This is a genomic window from Exiguobacterium sp. s160, assembly GCF_018617575.1.
GTDB lineage: Bacteria > Bacillota > Bacilli > Exiguobacteriales > Exiguobacteriaceae > Exiguobacterium > Exiguobacterium aestuarii_A.
Genome location: NZ_JACSKK010000003.1, coordinates 93,049 through 116,176 on the forward strand (window position 1 = coordinate 93,049; position 23,128 = coordinate 116,176).

At 48.3% G+C, this 23,128-nt stretch carries 24 protein-coding genes; 20 read left to right on the forward strand and 4 right to left on the reverse strand.

The window, feature by feature from the left end; translation table 11 throughout:
- The first annotated feature begins 28 nt into the window (after nucleotides 1-28).
- Together KNO86_RS08820 and KNO86_RS08825 are read left to right on the forward strand one after the other, a co-directional pair.
- On the forward strand, nucleotides 29-1,243 hold the full coding sequence (locus tag KNO86_RS08820) for a bifunctional folylpolyglutamate synthase/dihydrofolate synthase (protein WP_214695292.1): 1,215 nt from the start codon (nucleotides 29-31) through the stop codon (nucleotides 1,241-1,243).
- Between the two features lie 74 nt (nucleotides 1,244-1,317).
- Nucleotides 1,318-2,832, forward strand: coding sequence for a hypothetical protein (locus KNO86_RS08825; protein ID WP_214695294.1), 1,515 nt, complete (start codon nucleotides 1,318-1,320; stop codon nucleotides 2,830-2,832).
- 45 nt (nucleotides 2,833-2,877) lie between these two features.
- Here the strand turns inward: KNO86_RS08825 and KNO86_RS08830 are convergent, their stop codons facing one another.
- The 3 genes from KNO86_RS08830 to KNO86_RS08840 are packed head-to-tail and all read right to left on the reverse strand — an operon-like array spanning nucleotide 2,878 to nucleotide 5,486.
- A complete protein-coding gene (locus tag KNO86_RS08830) occupies nucleotides 2,878-4,518 on the reverse strand; it encodes a hypothetical protein (protein ID WP_214695296.1) in 1,641 nt (546 codons plus the stop codon).
- A 16-nt stretch (nucleotides 4,519-4,534) separates the two neighbouring features.
- The gene (locus KNO86_RS08835; RefSeq protein ID WP_214695304.1) at nucleotides 4,535-5,095 is read right to left on the reverse strand and encodes a PilW family protein; all 561 of its coding nucleotides are present in this window, start codon (nucleotides 5,093-5,095) and stop codon (nucleotides 4,535-4,537) included.
- Nucleotides 5,037-5,486, reverse strand: a complete 450-nt coding sequence (locus KNO86_RS08840; protein ID WP_214695306.1) for a prepilin-type N-terminal cleavage/methylation domain-containing protein — start codon at nucleotides 5,484-5,486, stop codon at nucleotides 5,037-5,039. Before KNO86_RS08840 ends, KNO86_RS08835 begins: the two co-directional genes overlap by 59 nt.
- A 158-nt stretch (nucleotides 5,487-5,644) precedes the next feature.
- Between KNO86_RS08840 and KNO86_RS08845 the strand changes: the two genes are divergently transcribed.
- The 11 genes from KNO86_RS08845 (at nucleotide 5,645) to radC (ending at nucleotide 16,186) form a co-directional block, all read left to right on the forward strand.
- Nucleotides 5,645-6,856 carry a G5 domain-containing protein gene (locus KNO86_RS08845; protein WP_214695307.1) on the forward strand — a complete coding sequence of 404 codons (1,212 nt, stop codon included), beginning with the start codon at nucleotides 5,645-5,647 and terminating at the stop codon, nucleotides 6,854-6,856.
- Nucleotides 6,853-7,137, forward strand: coding sequence for a hypothetical protein (locus KNO86_RS08850; protein ID WP_214695308.1), 285 nt, complete (start codon nucleotides 6,853-6,855; stop codon nucleotides 7,135-7,137). The genes KNO86_RS08845 and KNO86_RS08850 overlap by 4 nt, the downstream gene beginning before the upstream one ends.
- A 1-nt stretch (nucleotide 7,138) precedes the next feature.
- The gene (locus KNO86_RS08855) at nucleotides 7,139-8,809 is read left to right on the forward strand and encodes a GspE/PulE family protein (protein WP_214695309.1); all 1,671 of its coding nucleotides are present in this window, start codon (nucleotides 7,139-7,141) and stop codon (nucleotides 8,807-8,809) included.
- Nucleotides 8,802-9,839: a type IV pilus twitching motility protein PilT gene (locus KNO86_RS08860; RefSeq protein ID WP_214695310.1), complete on the forward strand. Its 1,038-nt coding sequence runs from the start codon at nucleotides 8,802-8,804 to the stop codon at nucleotides 9,837-9,839. The genes KNO86_RS08855 and KNO86_RS08860 overlap by 8 nt, the downstream gene beginning before the upstream one ends.
- 6 nt (nucleotides 9,840-9,845) lie before the next feature.
- On the forward strand, nucleotides 9,846-11,063 hold the full coding sequence (locus tag KNO86_RS08865; protein ID WP_214695311.1) for a type II secretion system F family protein: 1,218 nt from the start codon (nucleotides 9,846-9,848) through the stop codon (nucleotides 11,061-11,063).
- A 142-nt stretch (nucleotides 11,064-11,205) separates the two neighbouring features.
- Nucleotides 11,206-11,676, forward strand: coding sequence for a prepilin-type N-terminal cleavage/methylation domain-containing protein (locus KNO86_RS08870; RefSeq protein ID WP_214695313.1), 471 nt, complete (start codon nucleotides 11,206-11,208; stop codon nucleotides 11,674-11,676).
- A gap of 92 nt (nucleotides 11,677-11,768) precedes the next feature.
- Nucleotides 11,769-12,521: a prepilin peptidase gene (locus tag KNO86_RS08875; protein WP_214695315.1), complete on the forward strand. Its 753-nt coding sequence runs from the start codon at nucleotides 11,769-11,771 to the stop codon at nucleotides 12,519-12,521.
- Between the two features lie 13 nt (nucleotides 12,522-12,534).
- Nucleotides 12,535-14,103, forward strand: a complete 1,569-nt coding sequence (pilM, locus tag KNO86_RS08880) for a pilus assembly protein PilM (protein ID WP_214695317.1) — start codon at nucleotides 12,535-12,537, stop codon at nucleotides 14,101-14,103.
- Nucleotides 14,100-14,807, forward strand: coding sequence for a hypothetical protein (locus KNO86_RS08885; protein ID WP_214695319.1), 708 nt, complete (start codon nucleotides 14,100-14,102; stop codon nucleotides 14,805-14,807). Before pilM ends, KNO86_RS08885 begins: the two co-directional genes overlap by 4 nt.
- 141 nt (nucleotides 14,808-14,948) lie before the next feature.
- Nucleotides 14,949-15,533, forward strand: coding sequence for a Maf family protein (locus KNO86_RS08890; protein ID WP_214695320.1), 585 nt, complete (start codon nucleotides 14,949-14,951; stop codon nucleotides 15,531-15,533).
- 23 nt (nucleotides 15,534-15,556) lie between these two features.
- A complete protein-coding gene (radC, locus tag KNO86_RS08895; protein WP_214695326.1) occupies nucleotides 15,557-16,186 on the forward strand; it encodes a RadC family protein in 630 nt (209 codons plus the stop codon).
- A 476-nt stretch (nucleotides 16,187-16,662) separates the two neighbouring features.
- Here the strand turns inward: radC and KNO86_RS14790 are convergent, their stop codons facing one another.
- Nucleotides 16,663-17,319, reverse strand: a complete 657-nt coding sequence (locus KNO86_RS14790; RefSeq protein WP_214695328.1) for an excalibur calcium-binding domain-containing protein — start codon at nucleotides 17,317-17,319, stop codon at nucleotides 16,663-16,665.
- Nucleotides 17,320-17,658: 339 nt separating this feature from the next.
- On the opposite strand from KNO86_RS14790, the gene KNO86_RS08905 reads away from it, so the two are divergent.
- The 7 genes from KNO86_RS08905 to minD all read left to right on the forward strand — a co-directional run bounded on the left by KNO86_RS08905 (nucleotide 17,659) and on the right by minD (nucleotide 23,116).
- A complete protein-coding gene (locus tag KNO86_RS08905) occupies nucleotides 17,659-18,429 on the forward strand; it encodes a DUF2785 domain-containing protein (RefSeq protein WP_214695330.1) in 771 nt (256 codons plus the stop codon).
- 74 nt (nucleotides 18,430-18,503) lie between these two features.
- A complete protein-coding gene (locus KNO86_RS08910) occupies nucleotides 18,504-18,944 on the forward strand; it encodes a hypothetical protein (protein WP_214695331.1) in 441 nt (146 codons plus the stop codon).
- Nucleotides 18,945-19,141: 197 nt separating this feature from the next.
- Nucleotides 19,142-20,179 carry a rod shape-determining protein gene (locus KNO86_RS08915; RefSeq protein ID WP_214695333.1) on the forward strand — a complete coding sequence of 346 codons (1,038 nt, stop codon included), beginning with the start codon at nucleotides 19,142-19,144 and terminating at the stop codon, nucleotides 20,177-20,179.
- A 13-nt stretch (nucleotides 20,180-20,192) separates the two neighbouring features.
- On the forward strand, nucleotides 20,193-21,083 hold the full coding sequence (gene mreC, locus KNO86_RS08920; RefSeq protein WP_074035245.1) for a rod shape-determining protein MreC: 891 nt from the start codon (nucleotides 20,193-20,195) through the stop codon (nucleotides 21,081-21,083).
- A gap of 1 nt (nucleotide 21,084) precedes the next feature.
- On the forward strand, nucleotides 21,085-21,579 hold the full coding sequence (gene mreD, locus KNO86_RS08925; protein ID WP_083600174.1) for a rod shape-determining protein MreD: 495 nt from the start codon (nucleotides 21,085-21,087) through the stop codon (nucleotides 21,577-21,579).
- A 5-nt stretch (nucleotides 21,580-21,584) separates the two neighbouring features.
- Nucleotides 21,585-22,253, forward strand: coding sequence for a septum site-determining protein MinC (locus KNO86_RS08930; RefSeq protein ID WP_243834777.1), 669 nt, complete (start codon nucleotides 21,585-21,587; stop codon nucleotides 22,251-22,253).
- Between the two features lie 5 nt (nucleotides 22,254-22,258).
- The gene (minD, locus tag KNO86_RS08935) at nucleotides 22,259-23,116 is read left to right on the forward strand and encodes a septum site-determining protein MinD (protein ID WP_214695335.1); all 858 of its coding nucleotides are present in this window, start codon (nucleotides 22,259-22,261) and stop codon (nucleotides 23,114-23,116) included.
- The last annotated feature ends 12 nt before the right edge of the window (nucleotides 23,117-23,128 follow it).

Sequence of the window (23,128 nt, forward strand, 5' to 3'; positions counted from 1 at the left end):
AGAAGTGTAAACAGTAGGAGTGTGGAAGATGAAGACGAGACAAGATGTATTTGATTGGTTGAGTGGACAGCTTCGCTTCGGGATCAAACCGGGTCTCGAGCGGATGAACTGGATGATTGAGCAGTTAGGGTTAGAAGAACGTCCATCCATTCATGTGGCAGGGACGAACGGAAAAGGGTCGACCGTTGCATTTTTACGGGCGATGGCGATGAAGAATGGATTATCCGTCGGAACGTTCACGTCGCCTTATATCATTCAGTTCGAGGAACGAATCATGTTGAACGGGGAACCGATTCAAGAAGATGCGCTCGTCGACGTGGCGAATCGTGTCAAAGCGTGTGCGGACACGGCACCGGAGACGTTGACGGAATTTGAGCTCTTGACGATGATGGCCTGGTGCTATTTTGATGACACACGTCCTGATGTGATCATTTGGGAAGTCGGTCTCGGGGGACGACTGGACTCGACGAACGTGTTGACACATCCACTCGCGACCGTTGTGACATCAATCGGACATGACCATCAAGGAATTCTTGGCGACACGCTGGAAGAGATTGCGCTTGAAAAATTCGGCATCATGAAGCGTGACGTGCCGATGTTCCATAGTGTCGGTGAGGAAAAGTTGATTGAACTGTTGCTTCAAAAAGGAGAAGACGTAGGCGCTTCGATTCATGATGTACGGACACTTGTGAAAGAGATTGAGGACGGGGCTGAGACGATTGTGACATATGAAGGTATGACACCTGTCGTGCTCGGGTTGACGGGTCATCATCAAGCTTATAACGGGGCATGTGCCGTCGCCGTAGCGCTTCATCTCGGTTGGAAGGAAGAGGCGATTCGGTCGGGACTTGAGCGGGCACAACATCCGGGGCGATATGAACTCGTCTCCAAACGACCACGAGTGATCTTGGATGGGGCGCATAACCAGGAAGGCATCGAGGCGTTGGTCCTTCAAGCCAAACAAGAGACAGATGTGACCGTGCTGACAGCGATATTAGCAGATAAGGACCGTGACACGATGGTTCACGCGCTTCAAGAGATTGGCGACGTGTATGAGACGACGTTTGATTTTCCACGTGCGAGAACGAAAGAGCAGCTTATAAAAGATGGAGCACGCTTCGTTGAATGGCAAGAATGGCTAAACGATTGGATGGAAGCGCCGACGAGTGAGACGTTGATTGTGACCGGGTCTCTTTATTTCATTAGTGAAGTAAGAACTCATTTCCAAAGTTTGAAAAAATGAACTTGTTAAATGGGATTGGAAAGGGTATGAATTAACTGAAGAAGTGTGACGACAAACCGACTGGAGGACTTTCCATGTTCAAGCATCCGAGATCCAAGTACGGCCTGATCATATTGATTGCAACAGTATTCATCCTTTCTATTTACTCCTCAACGTTTGCTAAGAAAGATAGCGATTATCCGATCACGACACCAGTTAATGATGAAGTGACTCGCACAATTTCACCGAGCGTTGGATGGGTTCAATCAAAAATTATGTTAACGTATTCTTTTAACGTAGAAAAAATCCTTACTGAAGTGAAGGGACCTAACTTAAATTCTTATGAATTAGTTGAATGGGATGCTGAATTCGTTGAGAAGATTCCTAAAGAGTTTACTGTTCCTGATAATAGAGATTTGCCTGAAGGATTTACGTTCAATTCGGATACGCGAGAGTTAAAAGGGAAAGTCTCGATTGAATGTGGAAAAAAGAAAGCCGGAGTAGACGTGAAATGCAAAGATTTATCAACGAGTCAGTTGTTAACTGTCGTTTCTATTCCTCTAATTGCGACAACACCAGGTGAATTTACATTTAATACAGGAAATTATATGTATTCGTTTTATGCCGATCATGCCGGACAAGGCACTACGAAACACGATCGCACCATAGATGATAATCCAGGAACTTTTTCATCTCAAAAGGTAACTATAAAAGGCGTTTCCTTGACCATTCCAAAAACGTTAACCCTGTATGTCGGAGAATCGGCATCAGTAAATGCACAAGCATCTGGGTCCATTGATTTCTCTAAACTAAAATGGGAAAGCGACAAAGACAACATTATCGGACTGAAGTCAAATGGGGCTAATGTTGCGATTTCTCCTAAAACAGTAGGGGAGACGACAATTCGGGCGACATATACGTATCCGAATGGTCATGTCGTGAAGTCGAATGATTTAAAAGTGATTGTCAAGTTGCCAGATCTCGCATTGAATCCGAAACCGAATGAACTATGGGTATATCAAGATGCGCAAGGTACACTCATCAAACAATCTGTGAGCCTTACCTTAGACCAGACGAAATTAGATGGGCCTAAGTTGAGTGCACCGCTAGGAGTTGACTGGACGTCCTCATCCACTGCATTGTCTGTCTCTGAAACTGGAACGAACGTTGCAACGGTTCGTGCCGAACACGGAAGTCAGGGTGGCGTTACCATACTAGGTAAACTTACAGATTATCCAGGGCAATCGAAAAGTACTTTGATTGACGTCAAAGAATACCCGCAGTTGATTTCAACGCCTAACGTCATCCTGTACATGAGTGACAGCCCATATTCGTACAGCAAACAAATCACCTTCTATCCAGATACTGCAAACGTCACGGGCTACGGATTGACGGTATTGGAAGGGACAGATGTGCTAACGATTGATCAGGGAGAGTTGAAACTGTTGAAACCCGGACTTGCAAAAGTGGGGCTCGTGACACAAGACGTCAGCGCCTCATTCCCGAACGGCGGGGGTCCAGAGCCAATCTCCCAATATTTCTACGTCCAAGTGAAAGATGGCACAGATCCAAACCCTGGTGTCGATACACCGGCGGGTGATTTTTACTAAGTATACGAAAAAGAAGCCGATTTGATGTCGGCTTCTTTTTTATGTTCATTGTTTGACCGGGCGTGCCGTGAATAGCTGAAGCTGGTTGGAAACAGGTAACGTATTGATTTGTTCAAACACCCCTTCGTTATATGTCATGATCAGACGTGATTTTTCGATATCATCAGTCTGGGTTCGGTTACCTGGTGCAAATTGGGCTTCTTTTGCACTTTGGGCTGGTAATGGGCGGAACGTCCCACGGAACGTATTGATTTCTAGTGGACCACGACTATAAAGACCACCTTTTATATTGATGATTGAGCCAACTGCGTACAGTTTACTCTTCTCCTCTGAGTCACTGTATAGAAATGCTTGGAGCGGTGTCGTCGCGTCTTCAAATTCATTGATTCGATTTAACAAGACTTTTCCTTTCGCTAACAGAACGAGAGAGCTATTTTGGGACTGACTGACACCCGTGATTGAGGCACGGTCAATAAAGGCATCTTTCAAGGCATATACAGTCGTGTCGAATGCGACATTGCCTCGGATCGTGAGGTTTCCGTTCACAATTAGTGGTCGACTGATTGTAATTGGACGTACCGCATCGATGATCACGTCCCCATCGAATAAGAGCGGCACATTCGAACTTGCAACTGATTCACTGATGATGGATGGAGAAGACACGGGTGATGTGATGATTTTCAGAGAATCGATCCCATCAATCTGTTGCTTGTCGACATATTCAGTCAATCCGAGATTCGGTTGCTCCAAGTAAGGAGGATTTGAGATTGCTGGTATTCGTCCGCTATTAAAAATGGAAGTACCCGGCGCATTCTCGTAGCTCAGCTCTGTACCTGATTGAAAACGGTTGACGTATTGAATAATCGAATAGTCGAAATTGAATGGTGAGAAGGAAGAATCAATCTCGCCAATCTTTGGTTTTTCTCCTGCGATTGGTGTCGTGTCACTCGTGAAATACTCATTTAATTCGCAACCATCGCATGTCGCTCCAGGGGCAAAGTCGATTTTACCATCTAAATAAAATCGACTCGTCGAACTATTTTCTAGCGACTTTTGTGTTGAGCCTAGTTGGTAGAAGGCGGTTCGTTGAACGTTCAATTCGTTCGTCGCGACATCACTGTTTCCGACAAAGATGTTTCCTGTGATTTTAGGTGGACCATTGACTGACAATTGCTCGTCAGACCCGAGAACGTAATACAAAAAAGATGGCAGGGCGGTCACATATACTTCTTGTGTATAGGTTGCTGTTTGCGTCGGTTGTTCTACTTTTGGGACGGTCGTGCCTGTTGCTGTCAGTGTGAGTACAGTCGTGAATGGGGCATCGGTTCGATCAGCAGTAGAGCGTTCAATCGAATAGACGACATCGTTATCTCCGGACAATTGGTTTCCGGTATATGGTTGATTACTCACGAGTAACGAAGTGATTTCGTTTTGAAAGGCTTGCTCCGATTTCATGTAATTGGGTACATCCGCTTCATCGTGAATCGGAAATGTTGTCTTTAAATCAGCAACTAGAAGATTTAACGTACTTTTGACGTCGGCATCGAGTTGTGTCTCGTCGACGCGAATGATGGTCTGTTTATTTGTCGCCAAGTTGACTTGGATGGCAGCGAGTGACAGAACGGCTAATGCCGCCATGGTCACGAGGACAAGAATTAGGACGTAACCTCGTTCATCTTGCTTCATAGGTACAAGCTCCTTTTCAGAATGGGATGGCGCTCTTGAACGTCTTCGTCTCAGATGGATCATTGGCTGGAGATAGTGTGATTGTCAGTTCAATCAAGCCAGACTTATAGTAGGATGGCTGATTGACTCTCGCTTCGACTGCACCGTCAACAATCGAAATGTCCATCGATTGGAGTACGACATCATTCGTAGAAGAAGAGAAGGAAGCAGCGGATAATGTTTTGCCGGTATCGAGATAGCCGCTTTCACGATACAAAATCCCATTCGCCGATACTTTCGGGTCATTTAAGACGTGAAACGTATAGACCCCATTACTTTCAGTCATCGCATCAAATTTCGTTTGATTCAAGTCCTGCATGACCGAAGCAATCAAATAGTCCGCTTCTGCTCGAAGGGAACTCGAATCATTCGTCAAACGAAAGCCGAGCGTCCCAGATAAAAATACCGTGATGATAATTCCGGCGAAGATGGTGGAAATAACTAGCGCTAACAACAATTCAACAAGTGTGACACCTTCTTCAGAGCGTTGTAGCTTCTGGATTACTCGTTTCAGGGAACTTTTCATGGAGGCTTGCATGGGTCACGACTCCTTTCAACGTGATTGGTTGGAGCAACGTATCGGAATCGACGATGATGGTCACGTCCATGACGTTCGAAGAAGTTTGAACAGACGCAATATCAATCGAATAATCGCGACCGTTGATTGTGGCCGAACATAAATCGCATATGCCATTCACATCTGATTTCAATGCATCAAGAGAAAATGAAGTATCGGATTCCTTCGCTCTGCGTTCGATTGTATGTAATGTGTTTTGCGCAATTTGATTTGCAACCGTTCGATCTAAATCAGAAGAGGTAATTTGAAGACTTTGCGAGAAGATATTCATCATGGCTCCTGCCAAGATGGAAACGACGACAATGGAGACGAGTACTTCGACGAGCGTAAACCCTTTTTCGTTATGCGACAAAACGTTGACCTCCTATTCAAAAAAAGTAAAACAATCGGTAAATATCGTATGGAATAATGAATAAATTGTTATTTTTTGTACAATACATATTATACTAAAGTTACACACTGAACGGATACATAGAATAGAAGACATATGAAACATAGGGGGATTTTTACATGAAACGGTATGGGATGCATCTTTTCATTCTGATCGGACTCGTCGCACTCGTGACGTTGCCGACCATCGGACTCGTCAATTACTTAGATGCGTCCGCCGAGTCAAGTGCTACATATACAGAAACAACCGTCGCGGGCGTCGATGTTTCCGGGATGACGAAGGAAGAGGCTGACGTTCGTCTCGATAACGCCATCAAAGATTTCAACACGATGCCGTTTTCGGTCAATCTGATGGACGGGACCGTCATTGAAATCGGAAAAGAAGTCGTGACGTTCGATGTACCGAACACGCTCGATGCCATCACAGATGACGGTGAATACCCATTGTTGACTGCGATTGATGAGTCAAAAGTCGAACCATATCTCGAAGGCCAACCTGTGACGATGACTATGATTGCCCCGGCATTGATGGAAGCGGCATCGATGCTTGAGTCAACGGTCACATTGGAACAAGTCGCGGCGGAGAGTGAAGTCGTCGCTTCGTTTACCGTGAGCCCGACTCCGGCGATGCAGTCCACGCTCGATCGAATGAACGGATTCGAGATGGCAGCAGGTGATATCTTTAGTCTCAAATCGTTCGGGGAAGACTTTGAGGCGCTCACGACGCTCGGGTCTTCGTTCTATCGCATGTTTGCTGCCACGCCGTTCGCCATTCTTGAACGTGTGCCACATGAGACGCTTCCATCTGGTGTCGAACTTGGATATGACACGAAAGTGGACGCCCGCTCGAACTTTGCGGTGCAAAACCGTGAGAAGTCATCATACGCCATCCTCGTTTTGAATGAAGGAAATGCTGTGATCGTCCAATTACTCGGTCAACCGTTTGAATCAGCTTACGAGGCGCGAGTGGAAGAAGTGACTTCGGTTCCTTATCCAAAAGTCGTCCGATTCTCGTCATCACTTCCTTCAGGCAGTTCATCGGTCACGCAATCCGGACAAACGGGCCAGTCAGGGAAGTTGTACCGTGTCAAAGTGACGGAAGAAGGAGAAACGATGGAATTGCTCGGATTTGATTTTTATACCCCGACACCGGAAATCGTGACGAAGAGCTCGGTCCCACTTCCGCCACCTGAACCGGTCGAACCGGTCATCCCAACATTCCCGGATGAAGAGGTGGAAGAAGACCCAACTTTTGACGATGAACTAAATGACAACTTCGAAGAACCACCCGTATTTGAAGAAGACCCTGCAGAACAGGAGGCAGTCGGATGATTGGTTATATGATTTTACTTGGCTTTTGGGTATTGGCCACGTTGACGTTATTCGCCTTGTCTGTCCCATCGATGAAAAAGCGTGAAACGAAACTGCTCATCAGTGTATGGACGGCACTTCTTTCAGTGGGGATTTACTATATGGTGACGGAATCGTTGACGCAAGCCTGGTGGGCGTGGTCCATACTCGTTGTCATATTGATTGGTGGAGTGACGGCTAGTACTTTCGTCGAAGAGAGGGAAGTCGAGCAAGAGGAGGCTCCTCAAAGGATGGTGAAGTAATGTGAGACGAACGAAGCGAAGACTCGGCGAGATGCTGATTGAGGCGGGACTTATTACGACGAGTCAGCTCGATGAGGCGCTCGAACAAAAACGCCCAGGTGAAAAACTGGGGGATACACTCATTCGGTTGAACCACATTACCGAAACGCAATTGATTCAGATGATTCATGAACAACTACATGTGCCGATTATCGAGTTGTATGCGCAAGATATCAACGTGACGGTCACAAAGCTCGTGCCGAAAGCATTGGCACAAAAACATGATGTCATGCCATATCAATTGATTGGAAACACGCTTCATATTGCGACGGCCGACCCGCTCGATTTGATTGCGATTGATGACGTCCGTTTGCAGACTGGGATGAATATCGAGATTGGTATTTCGACACGTGAACAGATTCGAAAGACAATCAGTCGTTATTATGAGATGGATCATTCACTCGTCGAGATTTTAAAAGAAGATGCACCGGAGATGGATCGACAAGAAACGACTAGTCGGGACGATGCCCCAATCATTCGTCTCGTGAACCAAATCTTCTTGAGCGCAATCGATCAACGAGCATCAGATATCCATTTCGACCCGCATGAGAAACAACTTCACGTCCGCTTTCGGATCGACGGGGATTTGCGTACGGAAACGATTTATCCGAAGAAAATTCAAAGTGTCATGCTGACGCGCCTTAAAGTCATGAGTAACCTCGACATCACGGAAAGTCGTCTCCCGCAAGACGGACGGATCAAGTATACGTTACGCAATCGCGCCTATGACTTCCGTGTGTCGACACTCCCAACGATGTACGGGGAGAAGATTGTTATTCGAGTGCTTGACTCGTCGCAAGGGCTGACAGATTTGACGAAACTAGGATTCGGGGAACGAAACGAGCAAGCGTATCGCGAAATGCTCAAACGTCCGAACGGCATTATTCTCATCACCGGTCCGACCGGCTCAGGAAAGTCGTCGACTCTCTATGCCTCGCTAGTAGAGTTGAATGACGAGACGAAAAACATCATCACGGTAGAAGACCCGGTCGAGTATCAGCTCGACGGCATCAACCAAGTCCAGGTCAACTCGAAAGTCGGCTTGACGTTCGCTTCCGGTCTCCGTTCGATTTTACGACAAGACCCGAACATCGTCATGGTCGGTGAGATTCGTGATACCGAAACAGCGGAGATTGCCATTCGGGCCTCGCTTACGGGACACCTCGTCCTATCGACACTACATACAAACTCGGCTATCAGTTCCATCACCCGTCTCGTCGATATGGGAGTCGAACCGTTCCTCGTCGCCGCTTCAACGACCGGACTCGTCGCGCAGCGTCTCGTACGACGCGTCTGCCGCGATTGTGGTCAGGCAGAACCTGTCTCGAAAAGTGAGCAACGCCTATTCGAAGCAGAAGGCATTCACATCGACCGAATTGTTCGTGGAAAGGGATGTTCTTCGTGCAACTCGACAGGGTACCGAGGACGTCTCGCCATCCATGAAGTGATTCCAATCAACGAAGGGTTACGACGGATGATCATGAACCAGGCGACCGAGTCCGAGATGGTGGAGTACGCGAAGTCGCAAGGAGCGACCTTCTTATTGGCTGACGGATTAGAAAAAGTCGCAGCCGGGTTGACAACGACTGAAGAAATATTACGAACGGTCATTACGGAGAGTGCTTATGATTAATCAATCGATTGAAGTCATCTTGACGAATGCGGTCGAGCGACGCGCCTCAGACATTCATTTGACGGCGGGTTCTCCACCAATCATCCGGGTAGATGGGAGTCTTATCACGATGGGTGAGGAGAAGGTATTGCCCCATCATCTTGAAGGATATTTAAAAGAAATTATGACGGAAGACATGCGCGAACGTCTCGAACATGAGCGCGATCTCGACTTCTCGTTCGGGGTGCCGCGTGTTTCACGCTTCCGTGTCAACGCGTACTATCAACGGGGAACGATTGCGATCGCATTCCGTTCCATTTCCGGGGAAATCCCGACATTAAATGAACTCAACTTGCCGACGGTGTTGAAGCGATTGATTGAGAAGCCGCATGGTCTCATCCTCGTGACTGGGCCGACCGGGTCTGGGAAATCGACGACACTTGCGGCGATGATCCACGAGATCAACCGGACGCAACGAAAGCGGATCATCACGTTAGAAGATCCTATCGAGTATTTGCATTCACACGACCAAAGCATCGTCGACCAACGCGAAATCGGGTCGGACGTCATGAAGTTCGTGAGCGGCCTACGAGCTGCTTTACGACAAGACCCGGACGTCATTTTGCTCGGGGAGATGCGTGACTTAGAAACGATTTCGACGGCGATGACAGCAGCCGAGACGGGGCACCTCGTCATGGCGACACTCCACACGTCGAGTGCGATGTCGACAGTTAGCCGAATCATCGATGCGTTTCCGGCTGAGCAGCAAGACCAAATCCGGACGCAACTCGCGAACGTTTTGCTCGGCGTCGTCAGTCAACGATTGTTCCCGCGGATCGACGTGCCGAAAGGCCGTGTCGCCGCGATGGAGATCATGTTAGGGAACCCGGCTGTCGCCAACTTGATCCGAAATGAAAAAGAGTTCCAGCTTCCGACCGTCATCCAGACGAGTCGTCAGCATGGCATGCAGTCGATGGATGCCGCGATTGAACAGCTCGTACGGCAAGGAATCATCAATCCGAACGCCGTCCCGACAGAAGAGATGAGGTGATGAGTGATGGCGATATTTCAGTACGAAGGAAAGCTCCTGAACGGGAAGCGCAAGAAAGGTCGCATCACGGCCGTCTCGCTTCGGGAGGCAAAAGATAAGTTACGCCAAGAATCGATTCTCGTGACAGACTTGTCCGAACTCGAGTCGACCGGACTAAACAAAGAGGTCAATATCCTACCGGAACGCGTCAAAATCGAACATCTGATCATGTATGTCAGACAGTTCGCGACGCTCATCCGGGCGGGGGTGCCGATCGTCCGTGCGACGTCGATCTTGCGGGTACAGTCCGAATCAAAAGTCTTGAAGAAGACGCTCAGTCAAGTCGAGGACGATTTGAAAGAGGGGATTGCCTATTCTGAGGCGATCAAGAAGCATCCACGCGTCTTTTCGAACTTCTTCAGTTCGATGGCACTTGCCGGGGAGACGAGTGGGAACTTGGAGGAGGCGCTCGATCAGATTGGGCTCCAACTCCAGAAACAATATGATGTGAAGCGGAAAGTCATCTCCGCCCTGACGTATCCGTTGGTCGTCTCGATTGTCGCCATCGGCGTTGTCGCTTTCTTGATGGTGAACGTCGTTCCGACGTTCGCGAGCATCTTCGGTCAACTCGGTGGTGAGCTTCCTCTCATCACGAGAATCGTCGTCGCCGTTTCAGACTTTATCGCTGCGTTCTGGTGGCTCTTACTCGCCATCGCTATACTCGGGGTGTTTGTGTTTACATGGATGCTGAAGCGGGACCGAGAACGATTCGTCATCGACCGCTTGCTGCTGAAAATGCCGATTTTCGGACCAATCGTGACGAAGTCGCAAATCGCGCTACTCACGCGAAGCTTGGCCGTTCTCTTACAGGCGGCGGTACCGATTTTGACGGCCATCGAAATCACGGAACGCATCGTGTCGAACCGTGTCATCCGGAAGGGATTGACGGAGGCACGTGAAATGATGGCACAAGGGATTCCGCTCCACGAGCCGCTCATGCGTAACTCGAACTTCCCACCGCTCATGACGCAAATGATTGCGGTCGGAGAAGAGAGTGGAGATTTAGATTCGATGTTGAATGAGGTCGCCGAGTTTTATGAGACGGAGGTCGAGACGACAACGGATCGACTCAAGTCGATTATCGAACCGCTCTTGATTGTTGTGTTAGCGAGTGTCGTTGGGGTGATTGTCATCTCGATTGTCGTCCCGATGTTTCAAATCTATGGCGATATTCAAAATCAGTAAACGCAATATGCAGAGTTTTGAAAATATACCTTTTCAATACTAAATTTAGAAGGTATAGTAAAATTGTTCTACTTCTAGTTTAGGTCTTTCGTAATGAATCTAGCTTACATGCAGCACAATACACAAAAGGGGAGAATGAATCATGGTAGAGAAGTTGAAAATGATTTGGCAAGATGCCAAACAATTAAAAGATGAGCGTGGACTTACACTTGTCGAGTTGCTCGTCGTCGTTGTTATTTTAGGAATTATCGCAGCCATCGCGGTCGTTGCGATTGGTGGGATTATTGAGAACTCGAAGAAGGATGCGATGGTTGCCGATGCGAAGCAGATGGTCAATGCAGCCAAATTATATGTAGCTTCGAATGAAGTTGCTGACGGAGAGGTCATTCGATTTGTTGGAACTAAACGAGCTACTGAAAAAGATGGATTGAATATGATTGACACAATGAAAGATCCATTTGGAACAGCTTCATACTCAAACGGAGTTGTAGTTGTAAACAAAGGAACTGATAATAAATACACTTATAATGTTTGGTTAAGCGGGACTAAACGAATTGGGACTTTGGCTAGTCCTGAAGACAGTAGTGGTTTAAACAAAGATGACGTTAAATAAATTATAATTTATCCTCCGGCTGGCGCTGGGCACTCGCTCAGCCTAGCCGGTTTTCTGTTTTTGGCATATACTTACAAAAGGAGGATCCTCCCTTGATTGAATTCATTGGATTCTTATATAGCATCGTCCTCGGGGCGGTCATCACGTCGTTCACCAACGTCGTCGGGCTCCGCGTGCCACGTCAACAATCCATCGTGACACCGCGTTCACATTGTCCGTCTTGCGGTCACGAATTGTCACCGTGGGAACTCATCCCGATTTTCGGCTATCTCACCCTCAGAGGGAGATGTCGTGGATGTGGCGAGCGGATCGCGCCGACGTATCCGATCTTTGAATTGCTCGGAGCCATCGGATATGGCTATAGCTTTATGCTTTACGGATTTAGTATGACGACGCTTCTTGCGTTCGCCTTTTTATCGACGTTGTTGGCGCTCGCCGTATCTGATTTATCGACGATGCTCGTGCCGAACGTCATCTTGCGTGTCACGGCACCGATCTTACTCGTCCTTACCTATGTGACAGGGGCCACGTGGTGGTCGCCGCTTGCTGGGGCGCTCCTCGGATTTTCTCTTTTGGCGACCGTCTTTTTCGTCTCAAAAGGGGGACTTGGGGCAGGGGACGTCAAATTGTTTACTATGATCGGTCTCGTGCTCGGTCCTCGTGATGTACTCGTCGCTTTGTTCTTGTCGAGTTTGATTGGAGCGGTTGTCGGAGTGGCATTGATCGCCTCAAAGAAAATTGGACGAAAACAACCGATTCCGTTCGTGCCATCCATCGCACTCGGGACGATGTTGACGTTTTGGTTTAGTGAAAGCTTTTTTGATTGGTATTTTGAGTTGATGTAGGGGGAAAACGATCATGAGTCGTGGGATAGAGAAAGGGACGGTCACCTATTTTTCGTTTGATGCTCTCAGCATCCACGGTGCCGTCATCAAACAAGGTGTGTTCAAGCGAAGCGCCTCGGTTCAGTTGGCGAAAGATGCGTACGGAGAAGGAAAAATTCTCGACGAGACGGCGTTCAGTCTCGCCTTCGACGAACTCTGTCGCAAATTGAAAGTCCGTCGTGGCATGACATGTGCGGTCGCATTGGACGAGACGGAAGTGTTGTCACGGAAAGTCAAGATTCCTTCTACGATTCCGAAGGATGAGATTCGTGGCTATTTGTTCATGGAGATCGGCAGTTCCATCATCTTACCGTTCGACGACGTGTCGTTTGATTATGAAGTGCTAGGTGAAGACGGTGTCAAGACGGACGTCATGCTTCATGCCGTATCGATTGAGCTGACGAAGTCGCTCCGCTCGTACATGAAAAAACGTGGTCTCGCGTTGAAAAAAATCACGCCACGCTCGGTCGCAGTCGCAAACGGCGTCATGCGCTTATCAGACATCGATTCGCTCCAGTCGACGCTCATCTGGCATGTCACACCATTCTCGCATCAATTGTTGGTGCTAGAAGAAGGACAGATACGCTTCATTCGTTCCATCGAGTCAGACCTCCCGTACCAAGTCGGTACGAAAGATGGCGTCGTGACGTATACATACAACGGAACGGATGAGATGAAAGCGAACCAGATGGACGACTGGTTGAACGAACTCGCCCGATTCCTCGATTTCTATCGTTACTCGCTACGGACGGATGGTCGCGCCATCGACGACTTATACGTCTCGGGAACGGTACCTGAAGTGGACGATCTTGTTCACATGATTCAATCCGAGTCCCTCGTCTCCGTCACACGGGTCGAACAACCGCTCGCGATTGCCCATGTGACACCGCTATCGCATCAGATGCTTCCTTTACTCGGGATGGCGACGCTTCAACGGGACCAGGATACGAACTTTATCAACTCGACCGATGTGACGCTTCGTTGGCCAATCGTGACGGGACTCGTCGCCCTCCTCCTCGGAGGAGGCGCGGCCGGTTACCTGTACTACGAGGTGGGGCAATTGGAAGCAGAACAAGCACGTATTGAAGAGGAACTCCAACTTGTTGAGATCTATCAAACCGAACAGGTGAACTCGAAAGCACAACAAGTGCTCTCGCTCGACCAGACCGTGACGGCGTTGACGGACATGGAAAAAGATGCAGTGCCGGCACTTCGGGCGCTGACCGAACAATTGCCTCCGACGGGTTACGTGTTGACGTATAACTACGCGGACGGCTCGATTATGAGCGTACGGACACAATTTGAGACGCTCGAGGATTTGAACGCCTTCCAACGTTCGCTCATGACCGATGAACGCTTCCTTGACGTGAAGCTCCTCGGCGTGACGACCGAATTGAAGGCGGCAGAAGAGGAAGAAGAGGAAAATTCATTCGAAGAAGACCCGCTTCCACGCTACATCGGAGAGTTCACGTTCATGTTCCAAGACGTGGAGGAAGAATTGACTGAAGAAGAGGAAGTAGATGCGGAGGTGGTGAGTCAATGAAACGTTCGACAATTTATGCGTTATTTGCGATTTGCCTCCTCGCAGCCATCGTAGCACCGGCTTACTTCGGCTATACGTACTTCATCAAACAAGGAGAAGTCGAGGCGCTCGAGAGAGACCTCTCGCTCGAACGGACGAAGCTTGAACTGTTGCGTCAGGAAGGGAAGGTCGTTGACGTGGCGGACTCACAAACGCTTCAGACACGCGTTCCGACGGCACCCGCACTCGATACGGTTGTCGAGGCGTTGTCACAGGCAAGTTTATTAGCTGGCGTCAATGTCACGAGTATCGCGTTCGCCGATGGGCTAGTAGCTGAGTCGGAAGTACCTGAGACAGTCGAGCCGTTCAATCCGGCCGACGTCAGTGAGACGAACGAACCGGCTGAACCGACGGACGTCGCACCGGTCAACGCCTCGACAATTCGTTCGACCGTGACCCTTCAGGCCGAAACGTATGATGCCCTCGTCTCGTTCTTGGAATCGATTGAGTCGATGAACCGCATCCATGTGTTGCGGACGATTCAATTCACGGGACCAGCCGAGACAGGACCAAATACGGTCGAAGAAGTACAAGCGCTTGATTTTACGGTCGAGCTGGATGCCTTCTATCGCCCGGACCTCGATCAACTCGTTCCAGATCGTTACATCCCGGAACCAGCTTTCGAACAGAAAGATATCCCGGTTTACGACTATACGACACCATAAATCGACACGTCCCTTCAGAAAATGAAGGGGCGTTTTTTTCGACCCGAGTGATTGTGTTTACGACGCGCGTTGCCTACAATCAACAGAGAAGTGTGAAACGGCAAGGAAGCCCGTTTTAGAAGAAGAGAAGGAGTCGATACAATGAATTCAACACAGAAGCGTGTCATTCTCGCCTCGATGTCACCACGACGTACGGAGTTACTGCGTAAAGCGGGAATCGAGCATGAGGTCATCCCATCGAACGTGATGGAAGGAACGGACGGCAAGGAGTCCCCGAGCGATTATGTCGCCCGTCTCGCCCGTGAGAAAGCGATGGATGTGGCGCGTGATCATCGAGATGCTATCGTGATCGGTGCGGATACGGTCGTCGTCTTAGACGGCGTCATCTTGGAGAAGCCGGCGGACCGTGAGGATGCGAAACGGATGCTCGAACGCTTGTCCGGCTCGACCCATGAAGTGCTCACGGGCGTTAGCATCATCGGTGCGACGCAGGACTTGTTCGTCACGACGACGCATGTGACATTCGATGTGATTCCAGAAAGTTGGATGGAAGATTACCTTGATTCCTCAGAACCATACGACAAGGCGGGAGCATATGGCATCCAAGGGTCGGGTGGTCTTTTCGTCGAAAAAATCGAAGGTGATTTTTATAACGTCGTCGGCTTACCGATCCATCCGCTCGTCAAGACGCTCGACCGGCATGGGGTGACGCCTCGCTTCCTGTGAATGCCTTGAAAGTAGGTGAAGGAATGACCATGGTGATTGACCGTAGTGTAGAGACCGCCATCGCGAGATTGCTTCAAATCGGAGGACGGGGACAGGACCCGATGGAGACGGCACGCCGGATCTCGGATGTGTATCCGACGTTACGGGCGCTGTCGCAGGCGTCCGTCCATGACTTGTGCAAAATCGAAGGGATGACGAAGAAGAAGGCCGAGCAACTCCTGGCCGCATTCACGATTGGGATTCGATACGTCGAGGAACCGAAGGCGAGTATGCCGACGATTCGGTCGCCGCAAGATGCGTATGAGTTGTTGCGAGATGAGTTGCGGCTACTGAATCAAGAGCATTTCGTTTGTCTGTATCTCAACACGAAAAATCAACTGATTGCCCGGAAGACGCTTTTTGTTGGTGGACTTAATTCGTCAATCGTGCATCCGCGCGACGTGTTCCGCGAAGCGCTCAAGTTATCGGCGGCGTGCTTTATCGCCGTGCATAATCATCCGAGCGGGGACGCGACGCCGAGTCGGGAAGACATCGAGGTGTCCGAACGGTTGGTTGAAGCGGGTAATATCGTCGGCATCGCCTGTCTTGATCACGTCATTATCGGGGAAGACCATTATGTCAGCATGAAGCAGCGGGGATATATGAATGGGTGAGAAGTGGGAAGCAGGCATAAGGATGTCTGCTTTTTTGTTTCGTTCTATTTTTATAAAAATCGCTATCGGAAATGATGGCGTGTATAAAATTAAAACATTTCAGGAAACAGGTATAACTGACCTCTTAAAAAGAAATATCAGGTAGAAAATATGGTCAAGACAATGATTGAATAAAAGATATGAACCCTTTGGTTGATAAGGAGGAGCTGACTTGTCAAAGAGACATATGATTAATCTTGTAGGATGGATATTTTTTATATTCCTGACTCTAAGTAAAGAATTTTATCCTGAACAGTCTTCAATAATAACAACTGGTCTTGGTGGTCTAATTTGTATAATTATCGGTCTATCAATGGTTCTTTATGGAGTTAATGACAAGCATCATAATCGTCGAGTTAACAGTTGAATTAATTTCCTCAAATCGAAAACCACCTTTTTACGGGTGGTTTTCGATTTCTTATATTTTTTGCTTTCAATTACTCACATGCCCATCCATCTTTGTCACGGTCCATCTTAGGTTGATAATCTGGATGATCTGAAGGTACTCCGCCCGGATGCGTCCCCCTTAAATCCGTACAGTTTTGGAAGAACTGTGGGGCGGCAGAAGCTTCTGTCTCGGCAGCCACATAAGTATTTTCTTGAACCTGTGCTTCAGCTTCTGAGATTGCAGCCGCAACTTGTTGATCAGCTTCTGCTTGGGCTTCGGCTATTTCTTCATCAGCACGCTTTTCAGCCTCTGCAATGGCTTTCTTTATTTCTGCTTCACTTTCTTTACGAATTTTATCTTCAGCATCTTTTACTTTTTCAGCTGTGATTTTATCAGCTGATTCGACCTTTCTAGTCAAAGTCGCAATCTCTTTTTTATACTTATCAATGTTTACTGACAGCTCGTCATACTCACTTTGCAGAGTAGTCAGTTGGGCTTTTACCTGATCGATACTTTGTTTACACTGATCGGCACTAATCTTTTCTTCACCTGTAAACATCCATCCAAAGAATAAAAGAAGTAAGATGGTAATTATGATTCGCTTAGGAATCGTAAACTTATCGAATCTCCACATAAGAATTAGCCCGACTGGGAAAAATAAGATTAACATAAGGACTATAAACCAAGTCTTTTTATAAAACTTCATTCTAAAAACCTCCTGAAAATAGCTAAAATATAATTTTATTATAGCTTTTCCTAATATTTATATACCTGAATTCAAAACAACTTGATTAATATTCGTTCGACAATGTTTGAAGATACTTGTCGAAAGCTGTGACTTTTTCGTTTGTTGAAAAGTTTGGAATTCATATGTGTAATAATGGATGAATAAAGCAAATTCTAAATCTTATATGGATAGCAAACTGTAAGGAGAATTATTAGAATGGACAGTTTGTAGAAAAAATGGAATAGTTGGTGAACTACTATGAGTATTTTGAGTGAAAATGAATTAAAGAATATTCTTCAGATGATGAAACATGGGGATATGACACATTACGTAATGAAAAAAGATATCATCCTCACAAGTATGGTTCAGCATATCGGATCACCGGACGGCGAACTCCGTGATCGACTCATATACACAATGTTCTTTCGTCTCATCAATGAACAAAAAGACATCGAAATTGACAAGATGAGTGAGCTACTTGAAACGTCCGTGGAGTTTCTTCTATTTCAGGGAATCGAGGAAACGAACTCAGACGACGTTTTCACGAGAACGTTCACGACTTTACTGATAGCATTGATCCTCCATCGAGATTTAGAAGAGAACTTTTTGACAGAGGAGCAGTTCAAGCGGACAACGACTGCTCTTATTCGATACTTAACATTAGAGAAAGACACAAGAGGATATGTAAATGGGAAAGGATGGGCCCATTCCATCGCCCATGCAGCAGATGCGGCGGATGAGCTCATTGCAAACCCCAAACTAAATCAGAAGTTATTTCCTGAACTTTTCAATAGCATCATCGTACAAGTCATGCGTTCCGACATATTGGCGCATGATGAAGACGAACGTCTTATCAATCCGCTCCTACGTTTACTTGAGCGGGGGATGGATTCTGAAATCATCCTTCGTCATGTAGAACAGCTCCCATCTCTCTTGGAGGAACGAAAACCATATCTTGATGATGAACGATACTGGTACGTCGTTCATAACGTGAAAACATTTTTTAAAAGTCTGTACGTCCGATTAAGCGAAGACGATCTTCACATCTCCTTGCAACAAACTATCTTGCATATAGTAAAAAAACTATGACTAAGATAAAGGAATATACAATTTCCTCCAATTGAATCGCGGACTTTGGTAAGATAGCAGATGAGGTGTTCAACATGGAAAAAATCATCTGGTTGTTCATGATCGGCGTCTCGCTCCTTGTGAGCTACGTCCATCTAGACACAACGACCTTCTCGCTCGTCCTATTCGTTCTATTTTTATTCGTGAGTACGGCGCTATTCCTTCGGTTTGACGAGGACCACTGGCTCGATCGTGTCTCTCCGCTCGTCGGCGTCGGAGTGGGCGTCCTATCGCTCATCGCCTACCTTGGTCTAATCGTGCTCGCATTCAATGAACTCGACCAACTCGGCATTTGGACGGTGCTCGTCCGCTTACTTCTTATGTATGTCGGCATCTACATATTCGTCATGACGACAACGAGCTTTTTAGCCGGAGCGACGCGCTTGAAGCCGTCCCGCTTCTTTCGACCGGTACTCATCTTCTCAGTCTTCTTTTACGGCGCGATGTTACTACTTCCGCTCCAACCTGGTTTGTAACCGTTCTCTCTTAGGCAGACGCCCACTCGCGTCTGCTTTTTTGATTTGCCTTTTTCCTCAAAAGAAGGCAAACTAGTAGACGGTGAGACAGGACTGAGATGCGGTTATTGTAAATAACCTGTAATCGAATGAACGTTTTCAAACATGATTTTTCCGTTATAATAAAAAATAGTGTAACGAAGAGAGGAGCAACACCTATGTTTCGTAGTTTTAACCGAGAAATCGGAATCGACCTTGGAACGGCTAACACGCTCGTTTACGTAAAGGGTCAAGGAATTGTTGTTCGTGAACCGTCCGTTGTGGCGTTCCGCACAGATACAGGTAGAATTGAGGCCGTTGGTAACCAGGCCAAAGATATGATTGGACGTACGCCAGGGAACGTCTCTGCTCGTCGTCCGATGAAAGACGGCGTTATCGCTGACTTTGAAACGACAGCAACGATGATCAAATACTTCATGGAGCAAGCTCAAAAATCAAAAGGCGGTTTGTTCTCATCGAAGACGAACGTCATGATTTGTGTGCCAAGTGGTATCACGTCTGTTGAAAAACGTGCTGTTGAAGATGCGGCAAAACAAGCAGGCGCTCGTGAAGCTTATACAATCGAAGAACCGTTCGCGGCAGCAATCGGCGCAGGTCTCCCGGTTTGGGAACCGACTGGCTCGATGGTCGTAGATATCGGTGGCGGTACGACCGAAGTCGCAGTGATCTCACTCGGCGGCATCGTGACAAGCCAATCGATTCGTGTCGGTGGTGACGAAATGGATGACGCCATTATTCGTTACATCAAAAACAAGTACAACCTCATGATCGGGGAACGTACGGCCGAGACACTCAAGATGGAAGTCGGTTCGGCGCGCATCGACGCATCGAACGAGGCAGAAAAGATGGAAATCCGTGGTCGCGACCTCGTGACAGGACTTCCGAAACAAATTGAAGTGTCATCTACAGAAGTATGCGAAGCACTCTCAGATACAGTCGAAGCGATCTTGGCAGGTGTCAAGCAGACGCTCGAACAAACACCACCAGAACTCGCGGCTGACGTGATGGACCGTGGAATCGTCTTGACTGGCGGCGGCGCGCTCCTCAAAAACTTGGACGACGTCATCTCAGACGAGACGCACATCCCGACACTCGTTGCGGATGAGCCACTCGACTGTGTAGCAGTCGGTACAGGAAAATCTCTTGAAATGATGGACGTCCTCCGTTCGAAATCAGGCATCTCGTCACGTCGATGAGAGGTGAGACACGATGAGCCGATTCGTACGTAATAAAAAGCTCATCATCACGCTAATTGTACTGATCTTGTTTTTCGTCATTTTAGGGGTTTCGATTCGAGGACGATCGGAATCAGCCTGGTACCAAGACGTCACGCGTGATGTGGTCGGCACGTTCCAGCGAGTGTTCGCGGTACCAATCGGATGGATGGACTCGACCGTCTCATCCATCTCGGACGTCCGCGACATCTACGAAGAGAACCGTCAACTGAAAGAACATTTGGCGAAGTATGCCGAGGTATCGGTTGAGGCGGATGATTTGCGCCGTGAGAATGAGGAGCTTCGGAAAATGGTCGAAGCGAAAGACGAGTCGTTACGCGACTTCGACCTCATTCCGGCGGAGGTCATCGGTCGGACACCGAACGATTGGCAACGCTACGTCACTATCAACGTCGGTTCTGAAAGCGGCGTTGAGAAAGGCATGGCCGTGACCGCGGCGAGCGGAATGGTCGGTCGTGTCATTCAAACGAGTGCCTATACGTCACAAGTGCAACTGCTCAGCGACAACAACCGGACGAACAACGTCTCGGCTGTCGTCAAAGATGCGGACGGCAAAGCGACGTATGGGACGATTGACGGCTTCGATACGGAGACGAACGAGTTGTTCTTCACGAAAGTATCGAATAGCGTCAAGCTGAAAGAAGGAGAAATCGTATCGACCTCTGGACTCGGGGGACGTTACCCAGCCGGACTCGTCATCGGTACGATCGAGTCGATCGAGACGGACGAATATGGCGTCTCTCAAGTGGCCCGGATCAAACCGGAGGCCGACTTCAATGAGTTCTCACAAATGTACGTGATTGATCGGACACTAGACGAACCGTTTCTAACGGGTCCCGAGGAAGGAGGAGCAGCGGGTGAGTAACATGAAAGTGTTCATCGCCCTGTTCCTCCTTTTTCTTATTGAAGGAACATGGGCATCGATTTTCTCGTGGCACTATGCCACGCCTTATCTTTTATTGACGCTAATCGGGCTGATGTTCGTCAGTCTGTACGGTCGATGGGAGACGGCGCTCGGGTTCGGTCTTGTATTCGGGTTACTGTATGACATCGTCTACACCGACTTGCTCGGAATTTATGTATTTACTTTTTCACTCATTCCTCTCTTAGCCAGCTTCGTGTTAAAATATATAGGTGAGAACTTCTTCTCCGTCACCATCACCTTCACGTTCATGATTGTCGTATTCACAGTTGCGATATACGGGATCATGGCAGCGATCGGTGGGACGTTGATGACGATTCAAACACTATTGATTGAACAGATTCCAGGGACCGTGCTCGTCAATGCCATCGCCATCGTGATTCTTTATTATCCGATGATGCGGTATGTGACGATCCGACCTGTTGTGAAAAGAGGGTAGCCATGATGGAGCGTAAACGACACATTACGATTAAAGGACATCGCAACGGAATTGCCATCCACTTCAATCCGAAGAGTGGCATCGACGAGGTGCTTACGGACTTTGAAGCGACATTACAAGAAATGGAGCCGCCGTCCGGTAAGATTGCCCTGAAGTTGCACGCGGGTACTCGTTATCTTGACGAGGAGCTGACACGTCAAATTCGTGAGGTCGTCGCTCGTCATGGCGTTTTTTATATTGAAGACTTGTCGAGCGATGTCATGTTGACGGAAGAAGCGAAAGCGACGTATGGCAGAAAGACGTTCCATTATCATAGCGGGACGATTCGCAGTGGACAGGTCCTCGCGTTTGATGGTTCGGTGCTTGTGATTGGGGATATCAATCCTGGTTCTGAGGTCCGGGCGACAGGAAGTATTTATTGTTTGGGCACGATACGAGGAAATGTGCGTGCGGGTGTCGAAGGATGGGAAGAAGCGGTCATTACCGCGAGCCTCCTCCATCCGAAGTTTTTGGCAATCGGCGAACATGTTCTCACGTCCGACGATGAGGAGGAACTTCCTGAGATTGAGATGGGTTGTGCGTATCAGACGAATGACGGGATTGAGATGACACGTCTCCGCCACGTCATGACCGGTCTGAAAGACGCATATGCAATGGAATTACAGAGAGGGTGAGTGGAATGGAGCAAGTAGTGGAGCCTGTACATACAGAAAAAGAAGTGAAAAACGGCAGAGCCATCGTCGTGACATCAGGAAAAGGGGGCGTCGGGAAAACGACGACGACCGCCAACATCGGGACGGGGCTCGCCTTGTCTGGACACTCGGTCTGTCTCGTCGATACGGATATCGGGTTGCGTAACCTCGATATCATTCTCGGACTCGACAACCGGAGCATTTATAACCTCGTCGATGTCATCACGGGACAATGTAAGTTGAATCAGGCGCTCGTTCGCGACAAACGGTTCGAAGAGATGTACTTACTTCCGGCCGCACAGTCGAAAGACAAGACGTCGGTCAATCCTGAGCAAGTGAAAGAGATTGTCGACCAATTGAAGACGGAATATGACTTCGTCTTGATTGACTGTCCAGCAGGAATCGAGCAAGGGTTCATGAACGCGATCGCCGGAGCGGACGAGGCGATTGTCGTCACGACACCTGAGAAGGCGGCCGTCCAAGACGCGGACCGCATCATCGGGATGCTTGAGCAAGCGAGTCACATCGAAGCACCGAAGCTCGTCGTCAACCGGGTGAAAAATCACCTCGTCGAATCGGGCGATATGCTCGATATCGATGACATCATGCGCATCTTGTCGATCGACCTCCTTGGCGTCGTCATCGATGATGAGGAAGTCATTGCCGCTGCGAACCGCGGGGTGCCGGTCACGATGAACCCGGACAACAATGCCGGACAAGCGTACCGCAACATCACGCGTCGCATTCTCGGCGAATCGGTCCCGCTCATGTCGATTCAGACAGAGACGGCGCCGGTCGGCTTCTGGGCACGACTCATGATGAAATTTGGAATGAAAAAAGCGTAAAGGCAACGAAAG